The sequence below is a fragment of the Micromonospora endolithica genome (genome assembly GCF_003626595.1).
Taxonomy (GTDB): Bacteria; Actinomycetota; Actinomycetes; order Mycobacteriales; family Micromonosporaceae; genus Micromonospora; species Micromonospora endolithica.
On the sequence record NZ_RBAK01000013.1, the window covers coordinates 36,895 to 58,188 of the forward strand.

Genomic DNA, 21,294 nt, shown 5'->3' on the forward strand with positions numbered 1-21,294 from the left:
GGTGGTGCCGGCCACCGGGCGGGCGTACGGTACCAAGATCGGCGTCGGCGCCGGCCCCGCCGTACCGGGTGGCCTCGGGGGTCGCCCGTGCCCCCGTCGCCGGCAGGAGGCCGCCCATGGAGGACCGGACGCCGCTGCCGGAGCAGCTCGACGCGATCGAGCGGGCGAGCGTCGACGAGCTGCGCGCCGTGCAACTGGACCGGCTGCGCCGGGCGCTGCGGCACGCGTACGACAACGTGCCGCACCACCGGCGGGCCTTCGCCGCCGCCGACGTCCACCCTGACGACTGCCGGGAGCTGGCCGACCTGGCCCGTTTCCCGTTCACCGGCAAGGCGGACCTGCGGGACAGCTACCCGTTCGGGATGTTCGCCGTGCCCCGCGAGCGGATCGCCCGGCTGCACGCCTCCTCCGGCACCACCGGCCGGGCCACCGTGGTCGGCTACACCGCCGCGGACCTGCGTACCTGGGCCCGACTGATGGCCCGGTCGATCCGCGCCGCCGGCGGTCGCCCCGGCGACCGGGTGCACGTCGCGTACGGCTACGGCCTGTTCACCGGCGGCCTCGGCGCGCACTACGGCGCCGAGGAACTGGGCTGCACCGTCATCCCGGTCTCCGGCGGGATGACCGAACGGCAGGTGATCCTGATCCGGGACTTCGAGCCCGAGGTCATCATGGTCACCCCCAGCTACCTGCTGGCCATCGTGGACGAGATGGAACGCCAGGGGATCGACCCGGCGGCGACCTCGCTGCGGGTCGGGATCCTCGGTGCCGAACCGTGGACCGAGGACATGCGCGGCGAGCTGGAACGCCGTCTCGACCTGCACGCGGTCGACATCTACGGCCTGTCGGAGGTGATGGGGCCCGGGGTGGCCACCGAGTGCGTGGAGACCAAGGACGGGCTGCACCTGTGGGAGGACCACTTCTATCCGGAGATCATCGACCCGGTCAGCGGCGCGGTGCTGCCGGACGGGGCGAAGGGTGAGCTGGTGCTCACCTCGCTGACCAGGGAGGCGATGCCGGTCGTCCGCTACCGCACCCGCGACCTGACCCGGCTGCTGCCCGGAACCGCGCGGCCGATGCGCCGGATCGAGAAGATCACCGGCCGGACCGACGACATGATGATCGTCCGTGGGGTGAACGTCTTCCCGACCCAGATCGAGGAGCTGATCCTGCGGGCGCCCCAGCTCTCCCCGCACTTCCAGTGCGTGCTGGGCCGGCAGGGCCGGCTGGACACGCTGACCGTGCGGGTGGAGCGGCGGTCCGGGGTGGACGCCGACGCCGCGGAGGCCGCCGGCGTCGAGCTGGCCGGGCTGGTGAAGAACACCGTCGGGGTGAGCGTGACGGTCGAGGTGACCGCGCCGGACGGGGTGGAACGTTCGATGGGCAAGATGCGTCGCGTCGTGGACCGGCGGCGGGACGGGTGAGCGCGCCCGGCGGCAACGCCGCGTACGACATGTTCGCCGCCGACACCGCGTCGCGTGGTCTGGGCGTCGAGCTGGTGGCGGCCGCCGACGGCGCGGCGGTGGCCCGGATGCGGGTGACCGACGCGATGGTCAACGGCCACGCCATCGCCCACGGCGGCTTCGTGTTCCTGCTCGCCGACACCGCCTTCGCGCTGGCCTGCAACAGCCACGGGCCGGTCACCGTCGCCGCCGGCGGCGAGATCACCTTCGTCCGGCCGGCATACGCCGGTGACCTGCTGGTCGCCCGGGCCGCCGAGCGCACCCGGTACGGCCGCAGCGGCATCTACGACGTCACGGTGACCCGGGCGGACGGCGAGGTGGTCGCCGAGTTCCGGGGCCGCAGCCGCACCCTGAACGGCGGGTGACCGCCGGGCCCGGCCGACCCGATGATCGTCGACGCCCCGGCTGTCGGACCTCCCGCGGGTCGGCCAGCCGGCGCGTCAACGATCATCATCACCAGCTGACCGCGTCAGGCGGCGGCCGGCCGTAACGGCACCGGACCTTCGACGGCGTACCGGCTCCGGTTGCGCCCCTCGTTGGTCCACGACCGCGGGCCGCGCGGCTCCCGCACCGGGGCGGTCACCGGCGGGGCGGTCACCGGCGGGGCGGGCGTGTCGGCGAGCCGGGCGGCGAACACGGCGCGCGTCGCGCGGGTGAGCCGCTGATACGTGATTCGACGTACCACCGGGTCGACGGGTGTGTGCCCACCGGTCGGGTCGACCCGCAGCAGGCCCCCGACGACCAGCGCGCGCAGCACCGGGACGGCCCGTCCGGGGGTCCAGCCGAGCAGGTGGTCGACCGTCGCGGCGGCGACCGGCGCGCCGACGGTGGCGGTGACCATCAGCACCGCGCGCTGCACGCCGTCGAGCCGGTCCAGCCGGGCGTCGACGGTCCGGCGTACCGCCTCCGGCACCGGCAGCCGGACCGGCCCGGCGAGCCCACCGGGCAGGCTCCCGCCACCGGGGGACGCCGCCACGGCCAGCGGCGACGAGCCGTCGGCGAGCGCGTCGACGTACGCGGCGACCCGGCCGGGGCTGCCCGCCACCAGCGGCAGCAGCGCGTCGACCAGGGTCACCGGCTGGCCGGCGTGGGTGAGGCGGTGCCGCAGCAACCGGCCGGTCTCCACCGCGCGCAGCGGACGCAAGGACACCCGGCAGCGCCGGTCGGCCGGGTCGGGCAACGGGTCCGCCCACTCCGGACCGTGCAGCCCCACCACGGCCAGCGGCACCGCCCGCGCGGTGGCCGCCCGGTACAGGTCGCGCAGGAAGCGGTGCAGCCCGTCGGTGGCCCGGTCGAGGTCGTCCACCGCCACCACCACCGGCTGCCGGGCGGCGACCGCCAGCAGCACCTCCCGCCACACCGCCGCCCCCCGCGAGGCGTCGGTCGTCGTGTCCGGCGCGTCCAGCAGCCCCTCCAGGGCGTACACCGCCTCGGTGCGCCGCGCGGCGGGCACGAGCCCGTCCAGGGCCGCGGTGAGCCGTCGCCGTACCGCCGGGGCCGCCTCACCGGCGCGGACGCCGGCGAACGCGCGGACCTGGTCCGCGACGGTCCCCAGGGCCGGCGACGGGCCGGGCGGGCAGTGCCCGACGAGCCACCGCACCGGTACGCCGTCCACCGTCGCGACCGCCCGGCGCAGCTCGTGCAGCAGCCGGCTGCGACCGCTGCCGGCCGGTCCGACCACCGACAGCCAGCGCGGGCGTCGTTCCCGGACGGTACGCAGCAGCAGCTCGCGGGCGCCGGCGAGTTCCCGCCGACGGCCGATGTGCGGGCCCGGATGGTGTGCCGGAGCCGGGTCGCACACCCCCGCGGCGTGCCACACGTCCAGCGGGAGTGGCTTGCCGGCCACGGTGACTCCCGGCACCGGCCGCTGCGCGATCAGTCCCCTGGTGGCCCGGTGCGTGGCGGAGCAGAGCGCCACGCCGCCCGGTGGCGCGTACTCCTGGAGGCGGGCGGCCAGGGTGATCACCGCGCCGCTGGCCGCGCCGTGGCCGCCGTCGCGGGCGGCGGCGAGGTCGACCACCGCGTCGCCGGTGGCCACCCCCACCCGCACCCGCAGGGTGGGCGCCCCGGCCAGGGGACGGCCGTCGAGCACCCGCTGGATCTCCAGGGCCGCCCGCACCGCCCGGTACGCGTCGTGCCCGTCGGACTCCCGGGCACCGAACAGCGCCATGACCGCGTCGCCGATGTACTTCTCCACGACGCCCCGCCAGCGGCCCAGCACCCCGCTCACGGTGTCGAAGTAGGCGTGTTGCAGCCGCCGGACGTCCTCCGGATCGAGCCGGTCGACCAGCGCGGTCGACCCGACGATGTCGGCGAACAGGACGGTGACCGTCCGTCTCTCCTCGGGCACCGGCCAGCGGGGGAGGGCGCACCAGGGGTCCGGAACCGGCACCACGATGGTGCCGCCCCGGCCGGTGTCCTGCCCCGGACCAGCGATGATGGTGTGCATACAGATCCCACCCGCCTTTCCCCCCGTTGGTGGCCGTCGACTGCGGCGAGAGTGTCACCGTGGGCCGAGGAGGGGATCTGCCGAACGACGTATGTCGGCTTCGCGCAACCTTTGGTCGCAATGTCGACGCGAGGAGTACCACAGGGCCGAAAGACCTGTAGAGCGGCGCGGGGACCAGTGACTAGGCTGCGAGCCATGGCCAGCGATGTGGACACCGCACCGCTCGTCGGCCGGGCCGACCTGGTGGCGGCCGTACGCTCCGCGCTGCTGGACGAGGTCGCCCAGGGGAGCACCGCGGCGGTCTTCCTCACCGGCGAGAGCGGTGTGGGCAAGACCCGGCTGCTGCGTGAGATCGGCGCCCGGCTGCGCGACGGTGGTGCCCTGGTGCTCACCGGCACCTGCCTCGACATCGGCGACGCGTCGCCGCTGCACCCGTTGCTGCAGGCGTTGCGCCGCTTCGACGGGGAGCTGACCACCTCGCACGCCCGGACGTCGTCGGCGGTCCGGGGGCTGTTGCAGATGTTCGCCGACGAGACCGCCGGACCGGACGGCGCCGGTGCGCTGCTGGAACGGGTGTCCCGGGGCCTGCACCTGATCGCCGAGGGCCGCCCGCTGGTGCTGGTCCTGGACGACCTCCAGTGGGTCGACCGGAGCACCCGGCAACTGCTGCTCTATCTGCTCGCCGGCCTGGGCGACCTGCAACTGTCGGTGCTTGCCGCGGTCCGCGCCGAATCGTTGCAGGGCGCGCACCCGTTGCGCCGGGTGCTGACCGAGCTGCGCCGGCTGCGGACGGTCCGGGTGCTCGACCTGGCGCCGCTGGACCGCGCCGGCACCGAGCAACTGGCCGCGGCGGTGGTCGGCCGGCCGCTGTCCCCCGAGGCCGCCGAGCAGGTCTGGCGGCGCAGCGGCGGCAACCCGTTCGTGGTGGAGGAGCTGGCCCGCGACGTGCGCGACGGCCGCGACGGTCTCTCCGACACCCTGCGGGAGATCTTCCTGTCCCGGGTGGACGCGCTGCCCCAGCACGCCCACACCGTCGTGCACGCCGTCGCCGCCGGGGTGGAGCCGGTCGAGCACTGGCTCCTGGCCAACGTGGTCCGGCTGCCCGAGGACCAGCTGATCGAGGCGGTCCGCGCGGCGGTCGCGCACCGGCTGCTGGTCGGCGCGGACGACGGTTACCGGCTGCGACACCGGCTGGTGGCCGAGGTGCTGGAGCACGAGCTGCTGCCCGCCGAACGGGCCGCCCTGCACCGCCGCTACGCCGAGGCGTTGACCGCCGCGCCGGCCGACCTGCACCAGGCCCGGCTGGCACACCACTGGCGGCTGGCCGGCGAGCCGGCCCGGGCGCTGCCGGCGGCGGTCGCCGCCGCCAAGGAGGCGGAGCGGCTGCACGGCTACGCCGAGGCGCACCGACACTGGTCGACCGCGTTGCAGCTGGCCGGGGCGACGACCGGCGGGCCGCCGGAGACGAGCCGGGTCACCCTGCTGGAGCGGGCCGCCGAGGCCGCGCACCACTGCGGCGAACACGCCCGGGCGCTGACCCTGCTGGAGGAGCTGGCCGCGTCCGACGCCGGCCGGCCGGCCTGCGGCCTGCACATCCAGCGGGCCCGCTACCTCGCCGCCGCCGGCCGGTCCGCGCTCGCCGAGGCGGAATACCAGCGGGCGCTGGACCTCGCCGACTGCACCCCGGCGGAGCGGGCCACCGCGGCGGCCCACCTGGCGGAGCTGCTGCTGCACCTCGGCCGGTACGCCGACGCCGGCCACCGGGCCCGGGAGGCGCTGAAGCTGTCCGCGGCGGTGGAGGGCTCCACCAGCGAGGTGGTGCTGGCCAGCGCCGCGCTGGGCTTCTCCGAGGCCTACCTGGAGGACCCGGACGCCGGGCTGGCGGTGATGCGCCAGGCCCTGGAGACCGCCGAGCGGGCCGGCCGCCCGGAGGACGTGGCCTGCGCGTACCTGCACCTGGCGGAGCTGCTGACCGGCCCGCTGAACATCCTGGAGGAGGGTGTGGTGGTCGCCCGCCGGGGCGCCGAGCGGGTCGCCGAGCTGGGGCTGGGTCGCACGTACGAGACCCGGCTGCTGGCCATCGCCACCAACGGCCTGTTCCGGGTCGGCCAGTGGGCCGAGGCGGAGAAGGTCGTCGCCGCGGCGCTGCGGCACCGCCCGTCCGGGGCGGACGCGGTGGAGCTGCTGCTGGCCCGGTGCCGACTGTCGGTGGGCTACGGCGACATCGAGGCCGCCGACCGGGACCTGGACGCCGTCGCCACGGTGCTCGCCGGGGGCGGCGCGCGGCACGTCCTTCCGCTGCTCACCCTGCGGTCCGGGCTGGCCATGTGGCAGGGCCGCCACGACCTCGCCCGGCAGGCGGTGCAGCGGGGCCTGACCGAGAGCCGGTCCGACGACGGGGCGATCGTGGCGGCGCTGGTCTGGCACGGGCTGCGCGCGGAGGCCGAGGCGCACGCCAGCCGGACCGTGGAGGTCGACCAGACGGCGGTGCGGCGGCTGCGCGGGGTCGCCGAGCGGGTGGCCCGCCGCAGCGCCGGCGCGGTCCGTCCGGTCCGCAGTGTGGTCGACGGGTTCCTGGCGCTCTGCGCGGCGGAGGTGAGTCGGCTCGACGGCAGCGACCCGGAGCTGTGGGCCCGGTCGGTGGCCGAGTGGGACCGGCGCAACCACCCCTACCCGGCGGCGTACTCCCGGCTGCGGCAGGCCGAGGCGTTGCTGGCCCGGCGCAGCCGCAGCGCGACCGCGGCGGCGTTGCTGCGGCAGGCCTACCAGGTGGCGCAGGCGCTCGGCGCGGTGCCGTTGACCTCGGAGATCCGTACCCTCGCCGGTCGCGCCCGGGTGTCGTTGGAGGAGCGGACCGGACCGGCCGCGGCGGCCGCCGCGACCGGTGGCGCGGACCGCGACGAGCTGGCGGTCCTGACCGCCCGGGAGCGCGAGGTGCTCGCCGCGGTGGCCGAGGGTCTGACCAACAGGGAGATCGGCCAGCGGCTGTTCATCAGCGAGCGGACCATCGGCGTGCACGTGTCGCACATCTTCGACAAACTCCAGGTCCGGACCCGGGTCCAGGCCAGCGCCATCTTCCTGCGTAACCGATCGTCCTGAGAGGTCGGTGCCGGGCCGATCCGCTACGCCGGTCGGTACGTATACGTCGTTCTACTGATCCGGCCGGCGGTCGCCGGCTGGAAGGCTGTGCTGCGTCGCCGACGGCACGGGGGTGTCGCGGAGCATCGTGGAGGAGTGACTAATGGCCGAACCGGTCTGGGGGCCCGTGCACCGGGACATCGTCGACCTGCTCGCCGACCGGCCGGCCGACGTGCCCGCTGTGGTCGATCACCTCACCAAGCTCCAGGATCTCCTGGTGCGCCTGCCGCCGCTCGAGGAGAGCTGCCCGCTGGCCGACTTCAACAAGCTCTACCTGACGATCACCGAGAGCGTGTTGAACGGCCTGTACGACGACCGCTTCTCCGACCCGGTCTTCCTGTCCCGTCTGGACGTGGAGTTCGCCGCCCGCTACTTCGACGCGATGCGACTGTGGACCGACGCCAACCCGGGCACGCCCCGGGCGTGGTCCTGCCTGTTCGAGCGGATGCGTGGCCCGGACGCCCGGCCACTGCCGTCGGCGGCGGCCGGGGTGAACGCCCACATCAACTACGACCTGCCGTTCGCCCTGGTGACCACCTTCGACAGTCTGGAGTCCGAGCCGGTCGACAACACCGACCAGCACCGGGACTACCTGGAGATCAACGACATCTTCGCCGACAAGATCCCCGGTCTGCGCCGGGGCTACCTGGACCGGTGGCAGTTGTTGATCGACATGCTCAACGGCGACATCGACGACTGGTACCAGGGGGAACTGGTCGAGTACACACGCGACGTCGCCTGGCGCAACGCGCAACGGATCTGGCGGTGCCGGCACGATCCGGACGCCCACGAGTGCGAGCGGACGCGGTTGGACGAGAACGCCGCGCGGCTCGGCCGGCTTCTGCTCTCGCCCCTCGGGGCGTTCCTGCAGTAGCCGGGACGGGGGGTCCCCGCGCCCCGAACGGGGCGGGGCGCGGGGACGCATCCTGGGGGGAAGGACACGGGACGGGGTGGGGACCGCCGTCCCGGGGATCGGCCGGCGCCGTCGGGAAGCGGGGCCGGTCACGCGGCCGGCGCCGCCGGGGGGCGGCGCCGGGCACGGGGGAAAACCGGTGCTGCTGGGGGCGCCGGACACGGGGGAAGGCTCGGCACGTCTGGGGGGTGCCGGGTGTGGGGGACGGCCGGCGTCGTACGGGGGCGGCGCCGGTCCGCCGAAGGGGGAACGGCCACGGGCCGGACGACGGGGAGGCGTCCGGCCCGTGGCCCTCGCCGTCCCGGCGGCGGGTACGCCGACCGCCGCTCGGGGTGTCGGTCGGCGCGCAGCGGGTACGCGCGCGCCATGACGTACCTGTCCCGGCGGCCGGTCACCCGGCCCCGCCCACGGCCCGCCGCCCGTCCCCGTCCGGCCCGTCCGGGCGACGCCCGGCGGGGTGGTCCCGGCGGCGGCCGGTGACCGGCCCGGCGCGGACCTTCGCGTTCCGGTTCGACCCGGCGTTCCGTCCACTGCTGGGCCTGCTCGGCGTACGGCCGGAGACCGCCTGGGTGCGGGTGGACGCCGACGAGGTGCGGGTGCGGTTCGGGCCGTGGCGGCTGCGGACCCGGCGGAGCAACGTGGCCGGGGTCGAGCGCGGCGGCCCGTACCGCTGGTGGCGGGTGATCGGCCCGCACCTGTCGATGGCCGACGCGGGCGTCAGCTTCGGCAGCTCCACCGCCGCCGGCCTCTGTGTCCGCTTCGTCGAACCGGTGCCCGCGCTGCTGCCCGGGCGGTGGGTCCGGCACCCGGGGGTCACGCTGACCGTGGTCGACCCGGACGACCTGGGCCGCGCGCTGACCGGCCCGAGCGCCGGCTGACCGGGACCGCGCCCGGCGCTCCCCGCCGCCGTACCGTCGCCGCGTCGCCCCGATTGGCTGCCGGGCCGCCGTGGTTGGCCGTTCCGCCGGGACGTGATCGGCCGAGCACCTACCGTCGGGGGCAGGACCGCGCGGGGGTGGGGACGGGACATGGGTGACGCGAGCGGGGAACGACCGCGCCGGCAGCGGGGGCGCCGCCGGCCGCCGGCCGGGCCGGGACCGGAGGTACGGGCGGCGCGCGATCCGCGGGGCCCGGGTGACCGGGCCGGCCGGCCGGTCGTCGTACCGGCGTCGGTGCCGAGCCCGAGTCGACCCGCCCCGCCGCCGGGTCGCCTGGTGCGGTGGCTCCTCGTGCACCGGGTGCAGCCGGTCGGCCCGGAGACCGAGGAGGGGCAGGCCCGCACCCACCCGTGGTGGCAGGTGATGTGCCTGACCGGGGTGGACTACTTCTCCACCCTGTCGTACCTGCCGGGCATCGCGGTGGTCGCCGCCGGGGCGCTCTCCCCGCTGGCCACCCTGCTGATCGTCGTGCTGACCCTGTTCGGCATGCTGCCGATGTACCGCCGGGTGGCCCGGGAGAGCCCGCACGGGCAGGGTTCGGTGGCCATGCTGGAGCGGCTGCTGCCGTTCTGGCGCGGCAAGATCTTCGTCCTGGTGCTGCTCGGCTTCGTGGCCACCTCGTGGATCATCACGATCACGCTCTCCTCCGCCGACGCCACCGTGCACCTGTTGGAGAACCCGCTGCTGCCCGAAGGGGTCGGCGGCACCGCCGTGGCGGTGGGCGTGACGGTGCTGCTGCTGCTCGTGCTGGGCGGGGTGTTCCTGCTCGGCTTCCGGGAGGCGGTGGCGGTGGCCATCCCGCTGGTCGGCGTCTTCCTCGCGTTGAACGCGGTGATCGTGGCGGTCGGGGTGGCCGCGATCGTGGCCGAGCCGGGCACGCTGGACGACTGGACCGACGCGCTGACCGCCGGTGGCAGCCCCGGCCAGGTGGCCCTCACCGCCGTCCTGGCGTTTCCGCTGCTGGTGCTGGGCCTGTCCGGTTTCGAGACCGGGGTGAGCATGATGCCGCTGGTCGCCGGGGCCGGACCGGACCGGCCGGCCCGGCTGGCCGCCCGGATCCGCAACACCCGCCGGCTGCTCGCCGCCGCCGCGCTGATCATGAGCGGTTACCTGATCTCGACCACGTTCGTCACCACCGTGCTGATCCCCGAGCGGGAGTTCGCCCCCGGCGGCGCGGCGTCCGGCCGCGCCCTGGCCTACCTGGCCCACGAGCGGGTCGGCGAGGTCTTCGGCACCGTCTACGACATCAGCAGCGTGCTCATCCTCTGGTTCGCCGGCGCCTCGGCGATGGCCGGCCTGATCAACATCGTCCCCCGGTACCTGCCCACCTACGGCATGGCGCCGGAGTGGGCGCGGGCGGTACGACCGGTGGTGGTCGTCTACACCCTGGTCAGCATCGCGATCACGGTGGTGTTCGGCGCCGACGTCAACGCGCAGGCCGGGGCGTACGCGACGGGGATCCTGGCGATGATGGTCTCCGCCTCGGTGGCGGTCGCGATCTCCGCGGCGCGCGGCCGGCGTCGCGGCGCGGCCACCGGGTTCACCGTGCTCACCCTGGTCCTGTTGTACGCCCTGACCGAGAACGTGATCCGCAAGCCGGACGGCATCGCGATCTCCGGCCTGTTCATCCTGGGCATCGTCGCCGTCTCACTGATCTCCCGGGTGTCCCGCACCACCGAGCTGCGGGCCGAGCGGATCGAGTTCGACGAGGCGGCGCGGCGGTTCGTCGGCGAGTCCGTCGCGCACGACGGCCGGCTGCACCTGATCGCCCACAAGCCGGCGGCCAGCGCGTGGAAGGAGTACACGGTCAAGGAGCGCACGCAGCGCGGGATGAACCCGGTGCCGGGTGCCGCCGACGTGCTCTTCCTGGAGATCGAGGTGGTCGACCCGTCCGGGTTCAGCCAGGTGCTGCGGGTCCGCGGGGTGGAGGTGGGCGGCTTCCGGGTGCTGCGCGCCGAGAGCCCGGCGGCGCCGAACGCGATCGCGGCGATCCTGCTGGCGCTGCGCGACGTCACCGGCGTCCGGCCGCACGCCCACTTCGAGTGGTCCGAGGGCAGGCCGATCGCCCATCTGCTGCGATACCTGATCCTCGGCCGGGGCGACACCCCGCCGGTGGTACGCGAGATCATCCGGCGCAGCGAGCCGGATCCGGCCCGGCGGCCCGGGATCCACGTCGGCGGCTGACCCGCCACGCCGAGGGATCCGACCCGTCCGTACGCGAAAGTGTTGTCTGCTCACTTTCACATACGGTGCCCGTTTCATCCTCGTACGGTGGCGTTCGGTGGTGGACGCGACGTCCGCGACCGCGCGCCCGGTCCGGGCGTGCCCGGCAGGTACGAGGGAGAGGCAGGAAGCGATGTTCACACCTGACGACCGGCCCGCGACGCGACCCCGGCGGCGGTCCCGGTGGCTGGTGGCCGGCGGTCTGGCCGCCGGCAGCCTGGTGGTCGGCGCGGCCGGGCTGGCCGGGGTGGCCGCCGTGGCGGCCGACCGGCCCGCCGCGGACCGGGCGTCCCTGGCGTCGCGCGGCGCCGACGGCGGCCAGGACGACCGGGACGACCGCGAGCGCCCGGATCACGGGCTGGACCGCCGTGACGCGGTCGACGTGCCCTGCGACCCGGCGAAGCTGATCGCGGCGCTGGTGCGCGCCAACGCGGAGGGCGGCGCGCACCTGCGGCTGGCGTCGGAGTGCCACTACGAGCTGACCGACGCCCTGGCCGAGCGCGACGAGTACGACGGCGGCATCCGCGACGCCCGGGAGACGGCGGACAGCGCGGAGAACCCGGGCGACGCCGAGGCACCGCCGCGCGACCCGGCGGCCGACCGGTCCGGCCTGCCGTTCGTCTACCACCCGATCACCATCGACGGCGAGGGCGCCACCATCGCCCGTGCCGCGCACGCCGAGTCCTTCCGGCTCTTCACCGTCCGCGACGGTGGCGAGCTGACCCTGCGCCACCTGACCCTGGCCAACGGGCGGTCCACCGCCGAGGGCGGCAGCCTGTACGTCGTGCACGGCGGCTCGGCGGTCATCGAGCACGTCACCGTGGCGGGCAACACCAGCCTCTCCCCGGACAGCGGCGGGGGCGGCATGTTCAACGACGGCAACATGGTGGTGCGGGACAGCACGTTCGTCGACAACCACGCCACCGGCGCCGCGGGCAAGGGCGGGGGCCTGCTCAACGGCGGTGTGCTGACCCTGGCGTCGTCGACGTTCCGGGACAACAGCGCGGTCGCCTACGGCGGCGGGTTCGGCAACTACCGGGGCGCGGCGCAGGTCGACCACAGCGTCTTCGCCGACAACACCGCCGGGCAGGGCGGTGGGGTGGCCAGCTACTCCGCCCGTACCCGGGTGGCCGACAGCAAGGTGCTCGGCAACACCGCCCAGTCCGGCGGTGGCATCGCCAACTCCGACGCGCTGATCTTCCTCAACGGCATGGAGATCCGCGACAACACGGCCACCGGCAACGGCGGCGGCATCTACACCTTCCAGGGCCTGGTGCCGCTGGACGACAGCGTGGTCGCCGGCAACACCACCGTCGGCGACGGCGGCGGGATCTACGCCGAGAAGTCGAATGTGCTGGTGCGCCGCACCGCGGTGAAGCACAACGGCGCGGTCGACCCGCAGTCGCAGGGCGGCGGCATCTTCGCCACCCAGGGACAGCTCTCGCTGTTCTCCAGCGCGGTGGTCGGAAACCGGGCGACGCTCGCGCCGGGCGGTGTCCTCGTCGACAAGGCCCGGGTGAAGGTCGACCGGACCGACATCACCGACAACCAGCCGACCAACTGCGCCGGCAGCACGGTCCCGGTCGCCACCTGCGTCGGCTGACCGACGGCACCGGCACCCCGGCCCGCCCGCGGCGACCTCGACGTCGTCACGGGCGGGCTCGGTGCGTACGCGGTCCGCCGGGATGTGGACGGGCCCGCGCCGGGGTGGGCGCGGGCCGGGCGGCGCAGAGGTCCTATTCGGACGGCTGGGGGAGTTCGCAGTCGACCTTCGGGTTGGCGCCGATGTAGTTCAGCGGCCCGGCCACGATGGTCACCAGGATGGTGCCGGCCTCGGCGCAGTTCTTGTCGTCGCCGCTGTAGTAGCCGCGCTGACCAGCGGCGATGGCACCGATCAACAGCCAGATCACGACCAGGACTCCGAATATCGACGTGCCGCGCATCGTGTGCCTCCAGGGTTGTGGTGGATCGAGGTGCTGCCGGTTGTACCCAATCGGCACTCGCCGCTAACGGTCACGAGGTCCGGCCCCCGGCTGCCGTCCGGCCCACCCCGCAGGGAACGCCGCTATCGGATCCGCGACGAAGCGCGGCGTGGCGCCCCCGGGCGGGCGTAGAACTGTGGGGTACGCGCAGGAGGACTGATGGACGCCCCGACACCGCACCTGTTCCTGGACCGACCCGCGCACGTCGCGACGGCGGCCCACGCGCTGGCCGCGGGCGCGGTGGTCGCCACCGCCTTCGCCAACATGTACGCCCTGGTGAGCAGACCCGACGCCGACACCGTCCGCCGGGTCAACCTGGCCAAGGGACGCCCGGGCGACCAGACCGGCAGCGTCACCACCGTCGCCGGGAGGATCCCCGCGCTGTTCGACTGGTCCCGCGTGCCGCACCGGCTACCGGCGGGCCGGGTGCGGCAGCTGATGGACGCCCTGTTCTGGGCCGGGCCGTTCGGCTTCCGGGGACCGGCCGTCGACCGGCTTCCGGCCCACCTCACCGGCACCGACCGTGGGGTCCGCACCGTCCAGGTGATCGCGCCGGGGCCCGCCTGCCCCGCCAACGGCTTCCTCGCCCGGGCGCTCGACGAGATCGGGCTGGACCACCTGCACATCACCTCGGCGAACTGCTCCCGGCACCGCACCGGCGCGCCGGACGAGCCGGCGCACTGGAAGGCCGCCGGCGTCCTGGCCGACCTCGGTCACCTCGCCGACCTGGTGCTGCTCGCGCACCCGGACGAGGCGGCGGCGCGCAGCGCGTACCCCCGGCACCTGCCGACGTCGGTGACCCTGCTGTCCTTCCACGCCCCGGAGGGCGACCCGGAGGAGCCGCCGGTGCTCACCGTGGACCGGCACGGCTCGCTGCACGTCGACGACGTGCGCCGGGCCGCCGCGCCGCTCGGCCTCCAGGTGCGGCTCGGCCCCACCGCTGGGCAACGTCTGAAGGCCCGGTCCTACGCGACCGCCCTGGTCTGATCGAGGGTAAGGAAGGGCCCCCGCTTTAACGCCTGCGGTAGAGGAAGGGCCCCCGCTTAACACGGGCACGGTGGCGACACGCGGGGTCCGGGCCGGGTGGTCCGGACCCCGCGCCGATCATGCTTCCGCGCCGCCGGGCAGGACGGCGGTGGTCTCCGGGGCGCCGGCGAGCACCTTCGCCTGCTGCGGCCAGGTGGCCAGGCCCGGGGCGGACCGGAGGCCGGCGGCCCGGACCGTCTCGCGCAGCGCGGCCTCGTCCAGGTCGGCGAGTTGCCGGTAGGTGCGGATCCCGGCTGCCTGGAGCGCGGTGGCGATCTTCGGGCCGACGCCCTGGATCCGCCGGAAGTCGTCCGCGTCCTCGACGGATCGCTCCGGGGCGGCGGCCGTCGCCGCCGACGGCACCGGCGCGGCGTCGTCAGCGATCGCGGGCGCCGGCGCGGCGTCCCGATCGCCCGCCGCGTCGGTGGTCGGGCCGGACGAGGGCTCGGCCGCGTCCGTCGTGTCGGTGGTCGGGGCGGTCACGGGTGCCGGCGCGGCGTCCCGGTCGTCGGTCGTGCCGGTGGTCGGGGCGGCCGCCGGGCCGTCCGTCCCGTCGGTGACCCCGCCGGCCGGCGCGAGCGGAGCCGTCGGCACGGGCTCGGTGGTCGACGGTGCGGCGGCGCCGGCCGTGACCGTCGCCGGGGCGTCGTCGGCGGGGCTGGGGTCGGCCGGGGTGGGGTCGGCCGGCTCGATCCGCTCGGCGGCCGGTACCGGACGGGGCGCGACGACCGGGGGGTCCGCCGGGTCGCCGGTGGTGGTGCCGACCGGACCGGTCACCTCGGCGGCGACCGGCAGCACCAGATCGCCGTCCCGGTCGGTGGCCTGCGCGACGGGCAGGGTGTCGCCGCTCGGCGGGGGCGGCACCGGGTCGCCGGTCAGGACCATGTCGGCGGGGTCGACGTCGTCGGCGGTGCCGGACGGCGTGGCGACCCGGTGGTCGCCCGGGGCGGGCTGGTCGGCGACGGCGGTGGAGGGAGCCGGGTCGACCGTGGCGGTCGGGCGGTCCTCGTCGATGGTGGCGGCCGGTGCCGGGGGCGTGACCACGGCGGCGCTGCCGGCCGGGTCACCCTCCACGATGGGCCGGACCGCCCCGGTGGCCGCCGCGTCCCGCCGGGCGCGCAGGACCCAGCCGGCTCCCGCGCCCACGGCGAGCGCCACGATCAGTATCAGCCAGTGCCCGAATGACCACGCCACGGCGGACCTCCCTCTCGGTCGGATCGGAGAACGATTCGAAGAAAACTCGCGCGCAGCTTCGCACACGCCCCCGTCGGCCGACAGCCAGCCTCCGCCCCGGCCGCCGTGGGTGGGACAGGTTCCACCAGGGGTGTTCGGCCTGCCACGCACCGTCGTGCGGACGCGCGCGACGACCCCGGCGCCGGTACGGGCGCCGGGGTCGTGGGTGGACGGTGCTAGTCCTCCTCGCCGCGGTAGGTGTAGAAGTCGTCGACGAACCTGCGGGCCAGCCGCGGCACCCGGCTGGTGACGCCGAAGTATCCGCGTGCGCCGAGCAGGGCGAGCCGCCCCACCACCGGCTTGTACATCCGGTCGTCGCCGTTGGTACCGCTGCGGTTCAGTGAGTCGGCGACCCGGGCGAATCCGTACGGCAGCATGGCGGCCTCGTAGTCGGCCACCGCCTGCACCAGCGTCTTCTCGCCGGCCACCGCGAGCCGGAGCTGACGTTGCAGCAGCGCGGCGTCGCGCAGGGCGGTGTTCGCGCCGACCCCGCGTCCCGGGGTCATCGTGTGGATGGCGTCACCGAGCAGTGTGACGGTGCTGCTCTTCCACGGCGGCACCGGCTCGCTGGTGGCCACCCGGATCGGCAGGGCGCTGCCCGGGTCGGCGCGGGACAGCAGCTCACGCAGGTGGGGATGCCAGGTACGGGTCAGCCGCAGCGCGAGCTGGATCAGTTCCTCGCCGCGCAGCCGCATGACGTCGGCCGGGAATCGGCGCGCGGTGCTCCACACGATGAGGTTGATGTTGTCCCGGGTCGGGTCGTGCGCCCGGCCGGGCCAGGAGTCCAGCAGGGCGGCCCGCGCCGGGTCCACGTCCGGCTTGAGCGTTCCGTCGCGGTCCCAGGGGAACTCCATCACGTGCAACACGCCCATCACCCCGCCGGTGCCGAAGATCAGCGAGATGCCCCGCTCGACCCGTTCGGGCAGCAGCTCGCGGGTGTGCGGGGTGAGCGGGATCCGGGTGGCGATGTTGATGGTGCCGGCGTCCCGGGTGACCGCGTGCGGCAGGTACTGCCGGCGTACCGCCGATCCGGTGCCGTCGGCGGCGACCAGCAGGTCGCCGGTGGAGGTGCTGCCGTCGGCGAAGTGGGCGGTGACGGTGCCGTCGTCGCGCTGGGAGTAATGGGTGAATTCCTGGTCGAAGCGCACCACGTCCTCCATGCCGGTGAGCAGGACCTGGCGCAGCGTCATCCGGGCCACCGAACGTTCGGTGTTCACCGGGTCGCTGTCCGGACGCAGGGTGAACGACGCGGTACGGCCCATCCGTTGGGTGAGGACGTTGAAGTAGCGCGGCGACCGGGCGCAGGTGGCGAGGAAGACGTCGAACAACTCCGGCGGCAGGCACTCCCGCAGCGCCCGACTGCCGGTCGGGCCGATCCCGACCCGGTAGCCGAGCAGGCCCTCCCCCCGGGTGCGGTAGCGCTCGTGCACCGAGACCTCGATGCCGGCCCGGCGCAGTCCGTGCGCCAGGCACAGGCCGCCGGTGCCCGCGCCGATGATGACGACGTGTGGTGGTCGGTCCGTCATCGCGGGCCCCTCAGCGGGCGACGTGGGGCGTCGGCGCGTCGGCCGCGTCCCAGCGGTAGAAGCAACCGGCGATGGCGTCCCGGGGTGAACGCCAGGTCGGCAGGTACGGCGTGGTGTGCGCGGAGAGCCGCTCGTTGACCTGCCGGTACAGCGGGTGGTTGCGCGCGCCGGCCAGCGCGTCCGGGTCGACGTCCCCGGTCTCCATCAGGTGGACGCACAGGTCGTGCAGGCAGTACAGGGAGCGGTGGCGTACGCCGGTGAGGCCGGGGAGTTCGGTGGCGTCGGACTCGGCGAAGATCTGTGCGACGCGACCCTCCGACCCGGGGATGATCCTGCTGACGATCAGTAGACGGCTCATGGGACTCCTCTCGCCGGTGGTCCGTCCGCGACCGGGTCGGACACCACGGGGTGATGTGCCGTCCACGCTGACCGGCGGCCTGTCACGTACCCGTCACGGAGTGCGCCAGCGCGGTGACGCCGGGTCAACGGCTCTGGGGTGGGGCCCGGTGCGGGGCGCCTCGGCGCGTGTCGGTGCCGTCCCGGCTGGCCCGCCGGATCGGCGCCAGGGTGTCGTCGAGCAGCGCGGTCATCGCGGCGGACGGCTCCAGTCGCAGCTCCCGCAGCAGCAGGTCCCGGTAGACGTAGAAGGCGTGCACCGCCTCGAAGGCGTTGCCCTCGGCCAGGTGGATCCGGACCACCAGGCGGTGCGGCGTCTCCCGCAGCGGCTCGGCGGCCATCGCTTCCAGGGCGGCCTCCAGGGCCGCACCGTGCCGGCCCGCCGCGAGGTGCTGGTCGGCGAGTTCCTCCAACATGTGCAGGCGCAGCTGACGCAGCCGTTCCCGCTCGGCCAGGACCCAGTCGTCGTACCAGCCCGGCAGCAGGTCGTGCCGGCCGGCTTCGAGCGCGGCGGCCAGGCCCGGGTCGGTGCCGTCGCGCACCCGCGCGGCGGTGCCGACCAGGACGTCCACGTCGACCGCGACCAGCGGCCCGAGGCGTACGGTGTCGCCGACGGTGCTCACCGGGCAGCAGGGGTCCTGCCGCAGCCGCCACAGCGCGGTACGCAGCGACGACAGGGCCCGTTCCTCCGGCGCCTCCGGCCACAGCAGCCCGGCCAGGTGACTGCGGGTGACGCCGGGTCGCAACCCGATCAGCGCGAGCACCCGTTGCAGGCCGCGCGGTACCACCACCGGGGCGGTGCCGTGCAGCAGCCGGAAGCCGCCCAGCAGGTGCAGCGAGATCGGCGCGCCGTGGCGCGTGCCCGTGGTCGGCATGGACTGATCGACGGCCACGGCGGCACCCCCTGCGGAAGGCTCGGCGGAGACTCCTCGACTGGGTCCCCGGCGCGGCCGCCCGGGACCGCACTGTCGAAAGGGCTTGCCGCGCCCCGGCGTCGGGCACCGCGGCCGCCGGGCTGACCGGGATGAAGATTATCAATCGCGATGACTCTCGGTCAACGAGGTGAGCCGCTGTCGGTGTCGACACGCGAGCCGTGAGAACCGTTCTGAACTGCGAATAGTTTCGCAGGTCACGAGATGCTCCACAGCGGATACACAGCTAGCGTCAACGCAGCGTCACCAAATTGCCGTGGTGTGGGTGGTCCGTTGACGCGTCCGTGACGCCGCCGTCCGCATCGTGTCGACAGTCGTCCGGCTCGGCCGGCGCCGGCGTCATCCACGCCGGGTGCCGTGGGGGGAGGCCCATCCATGGACCGTTCGTTGATCATCGCGAAAGTCGACCCGAGCGCCGAAGCGCGGGTCGCGGAGATCTTCGCGGAGTCCGACGCGACCGAGCTGCCGCACCTGGCCGGGGTGCGCCACCGGTCCCTGTACCGCCTGCACGACCTCTACGTGCACCTGCTGGAGACCGAGCTGCCGGGCGAGGGCGCGGTGGCGGCGGCCCGGCAGCACCCGGAGTTCGACCGGGTCAGCGCGGCGCTGCGCCGGTACGTCTCGCCGTACCTGCCGAGCTGGCGGGAACCGCGCGACGCGATGGCCCGCTGCTTCTACCGCTTCGACGGCACTCCGACCGGACCGCGACGGTGACCGCCACCACGCCCCAGGGGTCGCTGTGGGCCCGCTGCGCGGGCTGTTCCAGCCTGCTGTACCGCAAGCGGCTTCGCCGCAATCTCGACGTCTGTCCCGAGTGCGGGGCGCACACCCGGCTCGACGCGCCCGCCCGGCTGGCCCAGCTGGTCGACCCGGACTCCTTCAGCGCTCTGCCGGACCATCCGGCCGAGGTGGACCCGATCGGGTTCGTCGACGTGCTGCCGTACCCGCACCGGCTCACCGCCGCGCGGGCCGCGACCGGCCTGACCGAGGCGGTGGTGTGCGGCACCGCCGCGATCGGCGGGCACGGCTGCGCGGTGGCGGTGATGGACTTCCGGTTCCTCGGCGGCAGCCTCGGCTGTGCGGTCGGCGAGCTGGTCACCCGTACCGCCGAACGAGCGCTGGCCGACGGCGTCCCACTGGTGCTGGTCACCGCCTCCGGCGGCGCCCGGATGCAGGAGGGCGCCCTCTCACTGATGCAGATGGCGACGGTCAGCCAGGCGGTCGCCGGGCTGCGGGAGGCGGGACTGCTCAGCGTCAGCGTCCTGACCGACCCCACGTACGGCGGCGTGGCGGCGTCCTTCGCCACCAACACCGACGTGGTCCTGGCCGAGAGCGGCGCGCGGATGGGGTTCGCCGGTCCCCGGGTGATCCGCCAGGTCACCGGTCGTGAGCTGCCGGAAGGCTTCCAGACCGCCGAGTTCCTGCTCCGCCACGGCCAGGTCGACATGGTGGTGCCCCGGTACGCCCTGCGGGCCCGGCTGGCAGCCCTGCTCGCCACCGCGCACGGCGGACGCCGACCGGACGCCCGGACCGGCGTACCCGGGCAGCCGCCGCCGGTCGACAGCGCGCGACCGGCGCGGGTGCCGGCCGCGCGGGCCCCGGCGGAGGCCGGAGACGACGCCTGGGCGACGGTACGGCTGGCCCGGCACGCCGGACGACCGACCACCCTGGACTACCTGGAGACCGCCTTCGACGGCTTCGTCGAGCTGCACGGCGACCGGCTCGGCGCCGACTGCCCGGCGGTGGTCGGCGGTTTCGCGCGACTCGACGGTCGGCCGGTGCTGGTGGTCGGGCACCAGAAGGGACACACGACCGGCGAGCTGGTAACCCGCAACTTCGGCATGGCCAGCCCGGCCGGGCACCGCAAGGCGCTGCGACTGATGCGACTGGCCGCACGCCTCGGCCTGCCGGTGGTGACCCTGGTCGACACCCCCGGGGCCGACCCGGGGGTCCGTGCCGAGGAGCAGGGTCAGGCGGCGGCGATCGCGGAGAACATCCTGGCCATGACCGTACTGCCCACCCCGGTGGTCACAGTGGTCACCGGCGAGGGCGGAAGCGGCGGCGCGCTGGCCCTGGCGGTCGCCGACCGGGTGCTGATGCTCCAGCACGCCGTCTACTCGGTGATCAGCCCGGAGGGCTGCGCGGCGATCCTGTGGCCGGACCGTTCGGCGGCTCCGCAGGCGGCTCGCGCACTGCGGCTGACCGCCGGAGACCTGTACCGGCTCGGGATCACCGACGAGGTCGTGCCGGAGCCCGAGCCGGCCGCGCACGCCGATCCGGCGGCGGCGGCCCGCGCGTTGCGGGAGGCGGTCCTGGCGAACCTGCTGCCACTGCTCGACGTACCGCCGGCGACGCTGGTGCGCCGTCGGCGGCAGCGCTTCCGCCGCTTCGGCGCCGCCAATCGGCCAGGTGTCCGGTGAGCGCGAGGAGTGAGCCGGGTTTGCGAGCCCCGCAGTCGCGAACGGAGGGCGGGCCGGTGAGCGCGAGGAGTGAGCCGGGTTTGCGAGCCCCGCAGTCGCGAACGGAGGGCGGGCCGGTGAGCGCGAGGAGTGAGCCGGGTCCGCCTGGCTCCCGCAACGGGTCCGGGCCGGAGGTCGCGGCGGACGACGGGCTGGCCGGGCTGCGCCGGCAGGTCCGACACCTGCTCGCCGAGCTGTCCGGTCCGGTCCGCCGGGTGCGGCTGGCCAGCGGCGACAGCGTACTGGAGGTGGAGTGGGCCGTTCCGTCGGTGCCCGCCGCGCCCGAGCGACCGGCGCCGCCGGCCTCCGTGGCCCACGGCCCGGGCGCGCCGGCGGAGCCGATCGCCGCGCCCCCGGCCGCGCCGGTGCACGCGCTCGCGGTGCGCTCACCCGTCGTCGGCACCTTCTACCGGGCGGCCGAGCCGGGCGCCGCGCCGTTCGTCGCGGTCGGTGACGTGGTCCGGCCCGGGCAGGTCGTCGGGATCGTCGAGGCGATGAAGCTGATGAACGAGGTGACCGCCGACCGGGCCGGCCGGGTCGTCGAGGTACTGGCCGGCGACGGCCAGCCGGTCGAGTACGACCAGCCGCTGCTCGCACTCGACCCGGCCTGAGACGG

Annotated in this window: 17 protein-coding genes; 11 read left to right on the forward strand and 6 right to left on the reverse strand. The window is 75.1% G+C overall.

Annotation, left to right across the window (positions count from 1 at the left end; all coding sequences use genetic code 11):
- The first annotated feature begins 116 nt into the window (after nucleotides 1–116).
- Together paaK and paaI are read left to right on the forward strand one after the other, a co-directional pair.
- Nucleotides 117–1,424 (forward strand): phenylacetate--CoA ligase PaaK, encoded by a 1,308-nt coding sequence (gene paaK / locus D7223_RS25895; protein ID WP_120731062.1) that lies wholly within the window; start codon nucleotides 117–119, stop codon nucleotides 1,422–1,424.
- A gap of 29 nt (nucleotides 1,425–1,453) precedes the next feature.
- Nucleotides 1,454–1,828: a hydroxyphenylacetyl-CoA thioesterase PaaI gene (gene paaI, locus D7223_RS25900; protein ID WP_120731260.1), complete on the forward strand. Its 375-nt coding sequence runs from the start codon at nucleotides 1,454–1,456 to the stop codon at nucleotides 1,826–1,828.
- Nucleotides 1,829–1,932: 104 nt separating this feature from the next.
- Here the strand turns inward: paaI and D7223_RS25905 are convergent, their stop codons facing one another.
- A complete protein-coding gene (locus D7223_RS25905) occupies nucleotides 1,933–3,912 on the reverse strand; it encodes an adenylate/guanylate cyclase domain-containing protein (RefSeq protein WP_202864701.1) in 1,980 nt (659 codons plus the stop codon).
- 195 nt (nucleotides 3,913–4,107) lie between these two features.
- Here D7223_RS25905 and D7223_RS25910 point away from each other — a divergent pair, with 195 nt between their 5' ends.
- The 5 genes from D7223_RS25910 to D7223_RS25930 all read left to right on the forward strand — a co-directional run bounded on the left by D7223_RS25910 (nucleotide 4,108) and on the right by D7223_RS25930 (nucleotide 12,727).
- Nucleotides 4,108–7,011: a helix-turn-helix transcriptional regulator gene (locus tag D7223_RS25910; RefSeq protein ID WP_120731063.1), complete on the forward strand. Its 2,904-nt coding sequence runs from the start codon at nucleotides 4,108–4,110 to the stop codon at nucleotides 7,009–7,011.
- Between the two features lie 142 nt (nucleotides 7,012–7,153).
- Nucleotides 7,154–7,924 carry a DUF5995 family protein gene (locus tag D7223_RS25915; protein WP_120731064.1) on the forward strand — a complete coding sequence of 257 codons (771 nt, stop codon included), beginning with the start codon at nucleotides 7,154–7,156 and terminating at the stop codon, nucleotides 7,922–7,924.
- Between the two features lie 515 nt (nucleotides 7,925–8,439).
- A complete protein-coding gene (locus tag D7223_RS25920; protein ID WP_120731065.1) occupies nucleotides 8,440–8,841 on the forward strand; it encodes a hypothetical protein in 402 nt (133 codons plus the stop codon).
- A gap of 150 nt (nucleotides 8,842–8,991) precedes the next feature.
- On the forward strand, nucleotides 8,992–11,085 hold the full coding sequence (locus D7223_RS25925; RefSeq protein WP_120731066.1) for an amino acid transporter: 2,094 nt from the start codon (nucleotides 8,992–8,994) through the stop codon (nucleotides 11,083–11,085).
- Between the two features lie 172 nt (nucleotides 11,086–11,257).
- Complete coding sequence (locus D7223_RS25930) at nucleotides 11,258–12,727, forward strand: right-handed parallel beta-helix repeat-containing protein (RefSeq protein ID WP_120731067.1); 1,470 nt, start codon at nucleotides 11,258–11,260, stop codon at nucleotides 12,725–12,727.
- 133 nt (nucleotides 12,728–12,860) lie between these two features.
- On the opposite strand, the gene D7223_RS25935 is transcribed toward D7223_RS25930, so the two are convergent.
- Nucleotides 12,861–13,067, reverse strand: coding sequence for a hypothetical protein (locus D7223_RS25935; protein WP_120731068.1), 207 nt, complete (start codon nucleotides 13,065–13,067; stop codon nucleotides 12,861–12,863).
- A gap of 198 nt (nucleotides 13,068–13,265) precedes the next feature.
- On the opposite strand from D7223_RS25935, the gene D7223_RS25940 reads away from it, so the two are divergent.
- Nucleotides 13,266–14,093, forward strand: coding sequence for a hypothetical protein (locus D7223_RS25940; protein WP_120731069.1), 828 nt, complete (start codon nucleotides 13,266–13,268; stop codon nucleotides 14,091–14,093).
- Between the two features lie 117 nt (nucleotides 14,094–14,210).
- Here the strand turns inward: D7223_RS25940 and D7223_RS25945 are convergent, their stop codons facing one another.
- The 4 genes from D7223_RS25945 to D7223_RS25960 form a co-directional block, all read right to left on the reverse strand.
- Nucleotides 14,211–15,326 (reverse strand): helix-hairpin-helix domain-containing protein, encoded by a 1,116-nt coding sequence (locus D7223_RS25945; RefSeq protein WP_120731070.1) that lies wholly within the window; start codon nucleotides 15,324–15,326, stop codon nucleotides 14,211–14,213.
- Nucleotides 15,327–15,541: 215 nt separating this feature from the next.
- Nucleotides 15,542–16,891, reverse strand: coding sequence for an FAD-dependent oxidoreductase (locus tag D7223_RS25950; RefSeq protein ID WP_120731071.1), 1,350 nt, complete (start codon nucleotides 16,889–16,891; stop codon nucleotides 15,542–15,544).
- A gap of 10 nt (nucleotides 16,892–16,901) precedes the next feature.
- Nucleotides 16,902–17,249, reverse strand: coding sequence for a TcmI family type II polyketide cyclase (locus tag D7223_RS25955; protein ID WP_120731072.1), 348 nt, complete (start codon nucleotides 17,247–17,249; stop codon nucleotides 16,902–16,904).
- A gap of 124 nt (nucleotides 17,250–17,373) precedes the next feature.
- Nucleotides 17,374–18,180, reverse strand: coding sequence for an AfsR/SARP family transcriptional regulator (locus tag D7223_RS25960; RefSeq protein ID WP_120731073.1), 807 nt, complete (start codon nucleotides 18,178–18,180; stop codon nucleotides 17,374–17,376).
- Between the two features lie 414 nt (nucleotides 18,181–18,594).
- On the opposite strand from D7223_RS25960, the gene D7223_RS25965 reads away from it, so the two are divergent.
- The 3 genes from D7223_RS25965 to accB are packed head-to-tail and all read left to right on the forward strand — an operon-like array spanning nucleotide 18,595 to nucleotide 21,289.
- Nucleotides 18,595–18,933, forward strand: a complete 339-nt coding sequence (locus tag D7223_RS25965; RefSeq protein ID WP_120731074.1) for a TcmI family type II polyketide cyclase — start codon at nucleotides 18,595–18,597, stop codon at nucleotides 18,931–18,933.
- Nucleotides 18,930–20,639, forward strand: a complete 1,710-nt coding sequence (locus tag D7223_RS25970; protein WP_120731075.1) for an acetyl-CoA carboxylase carboxyltransferase subunit alpha — start codon at nucleotides 18,930–18,932, stop codon at nucleotides 20,637–20,639. Before D7223_RS25965 ends, D7223_RS25970 begins: the two co-directional genes overlap by 4 nt.
- Nucleotides 20,640–20,695: 56 nt before the next feature.
- Nucleotides 20,696–21,289, forward strand: coding sequence for an acetyl-CoA carboxylase biotin carboxyl carrier protein (gene accB, locus D7223_RS25975; RefSeq protein ID WP_420330347.1), 594 nt, complete (start codon nucleotides 20,696–20,698; stop codon nucleotides 21,287–21,289).
- Nucleotides 21,290–21,294: the final 5 nt, after the last annotated feature.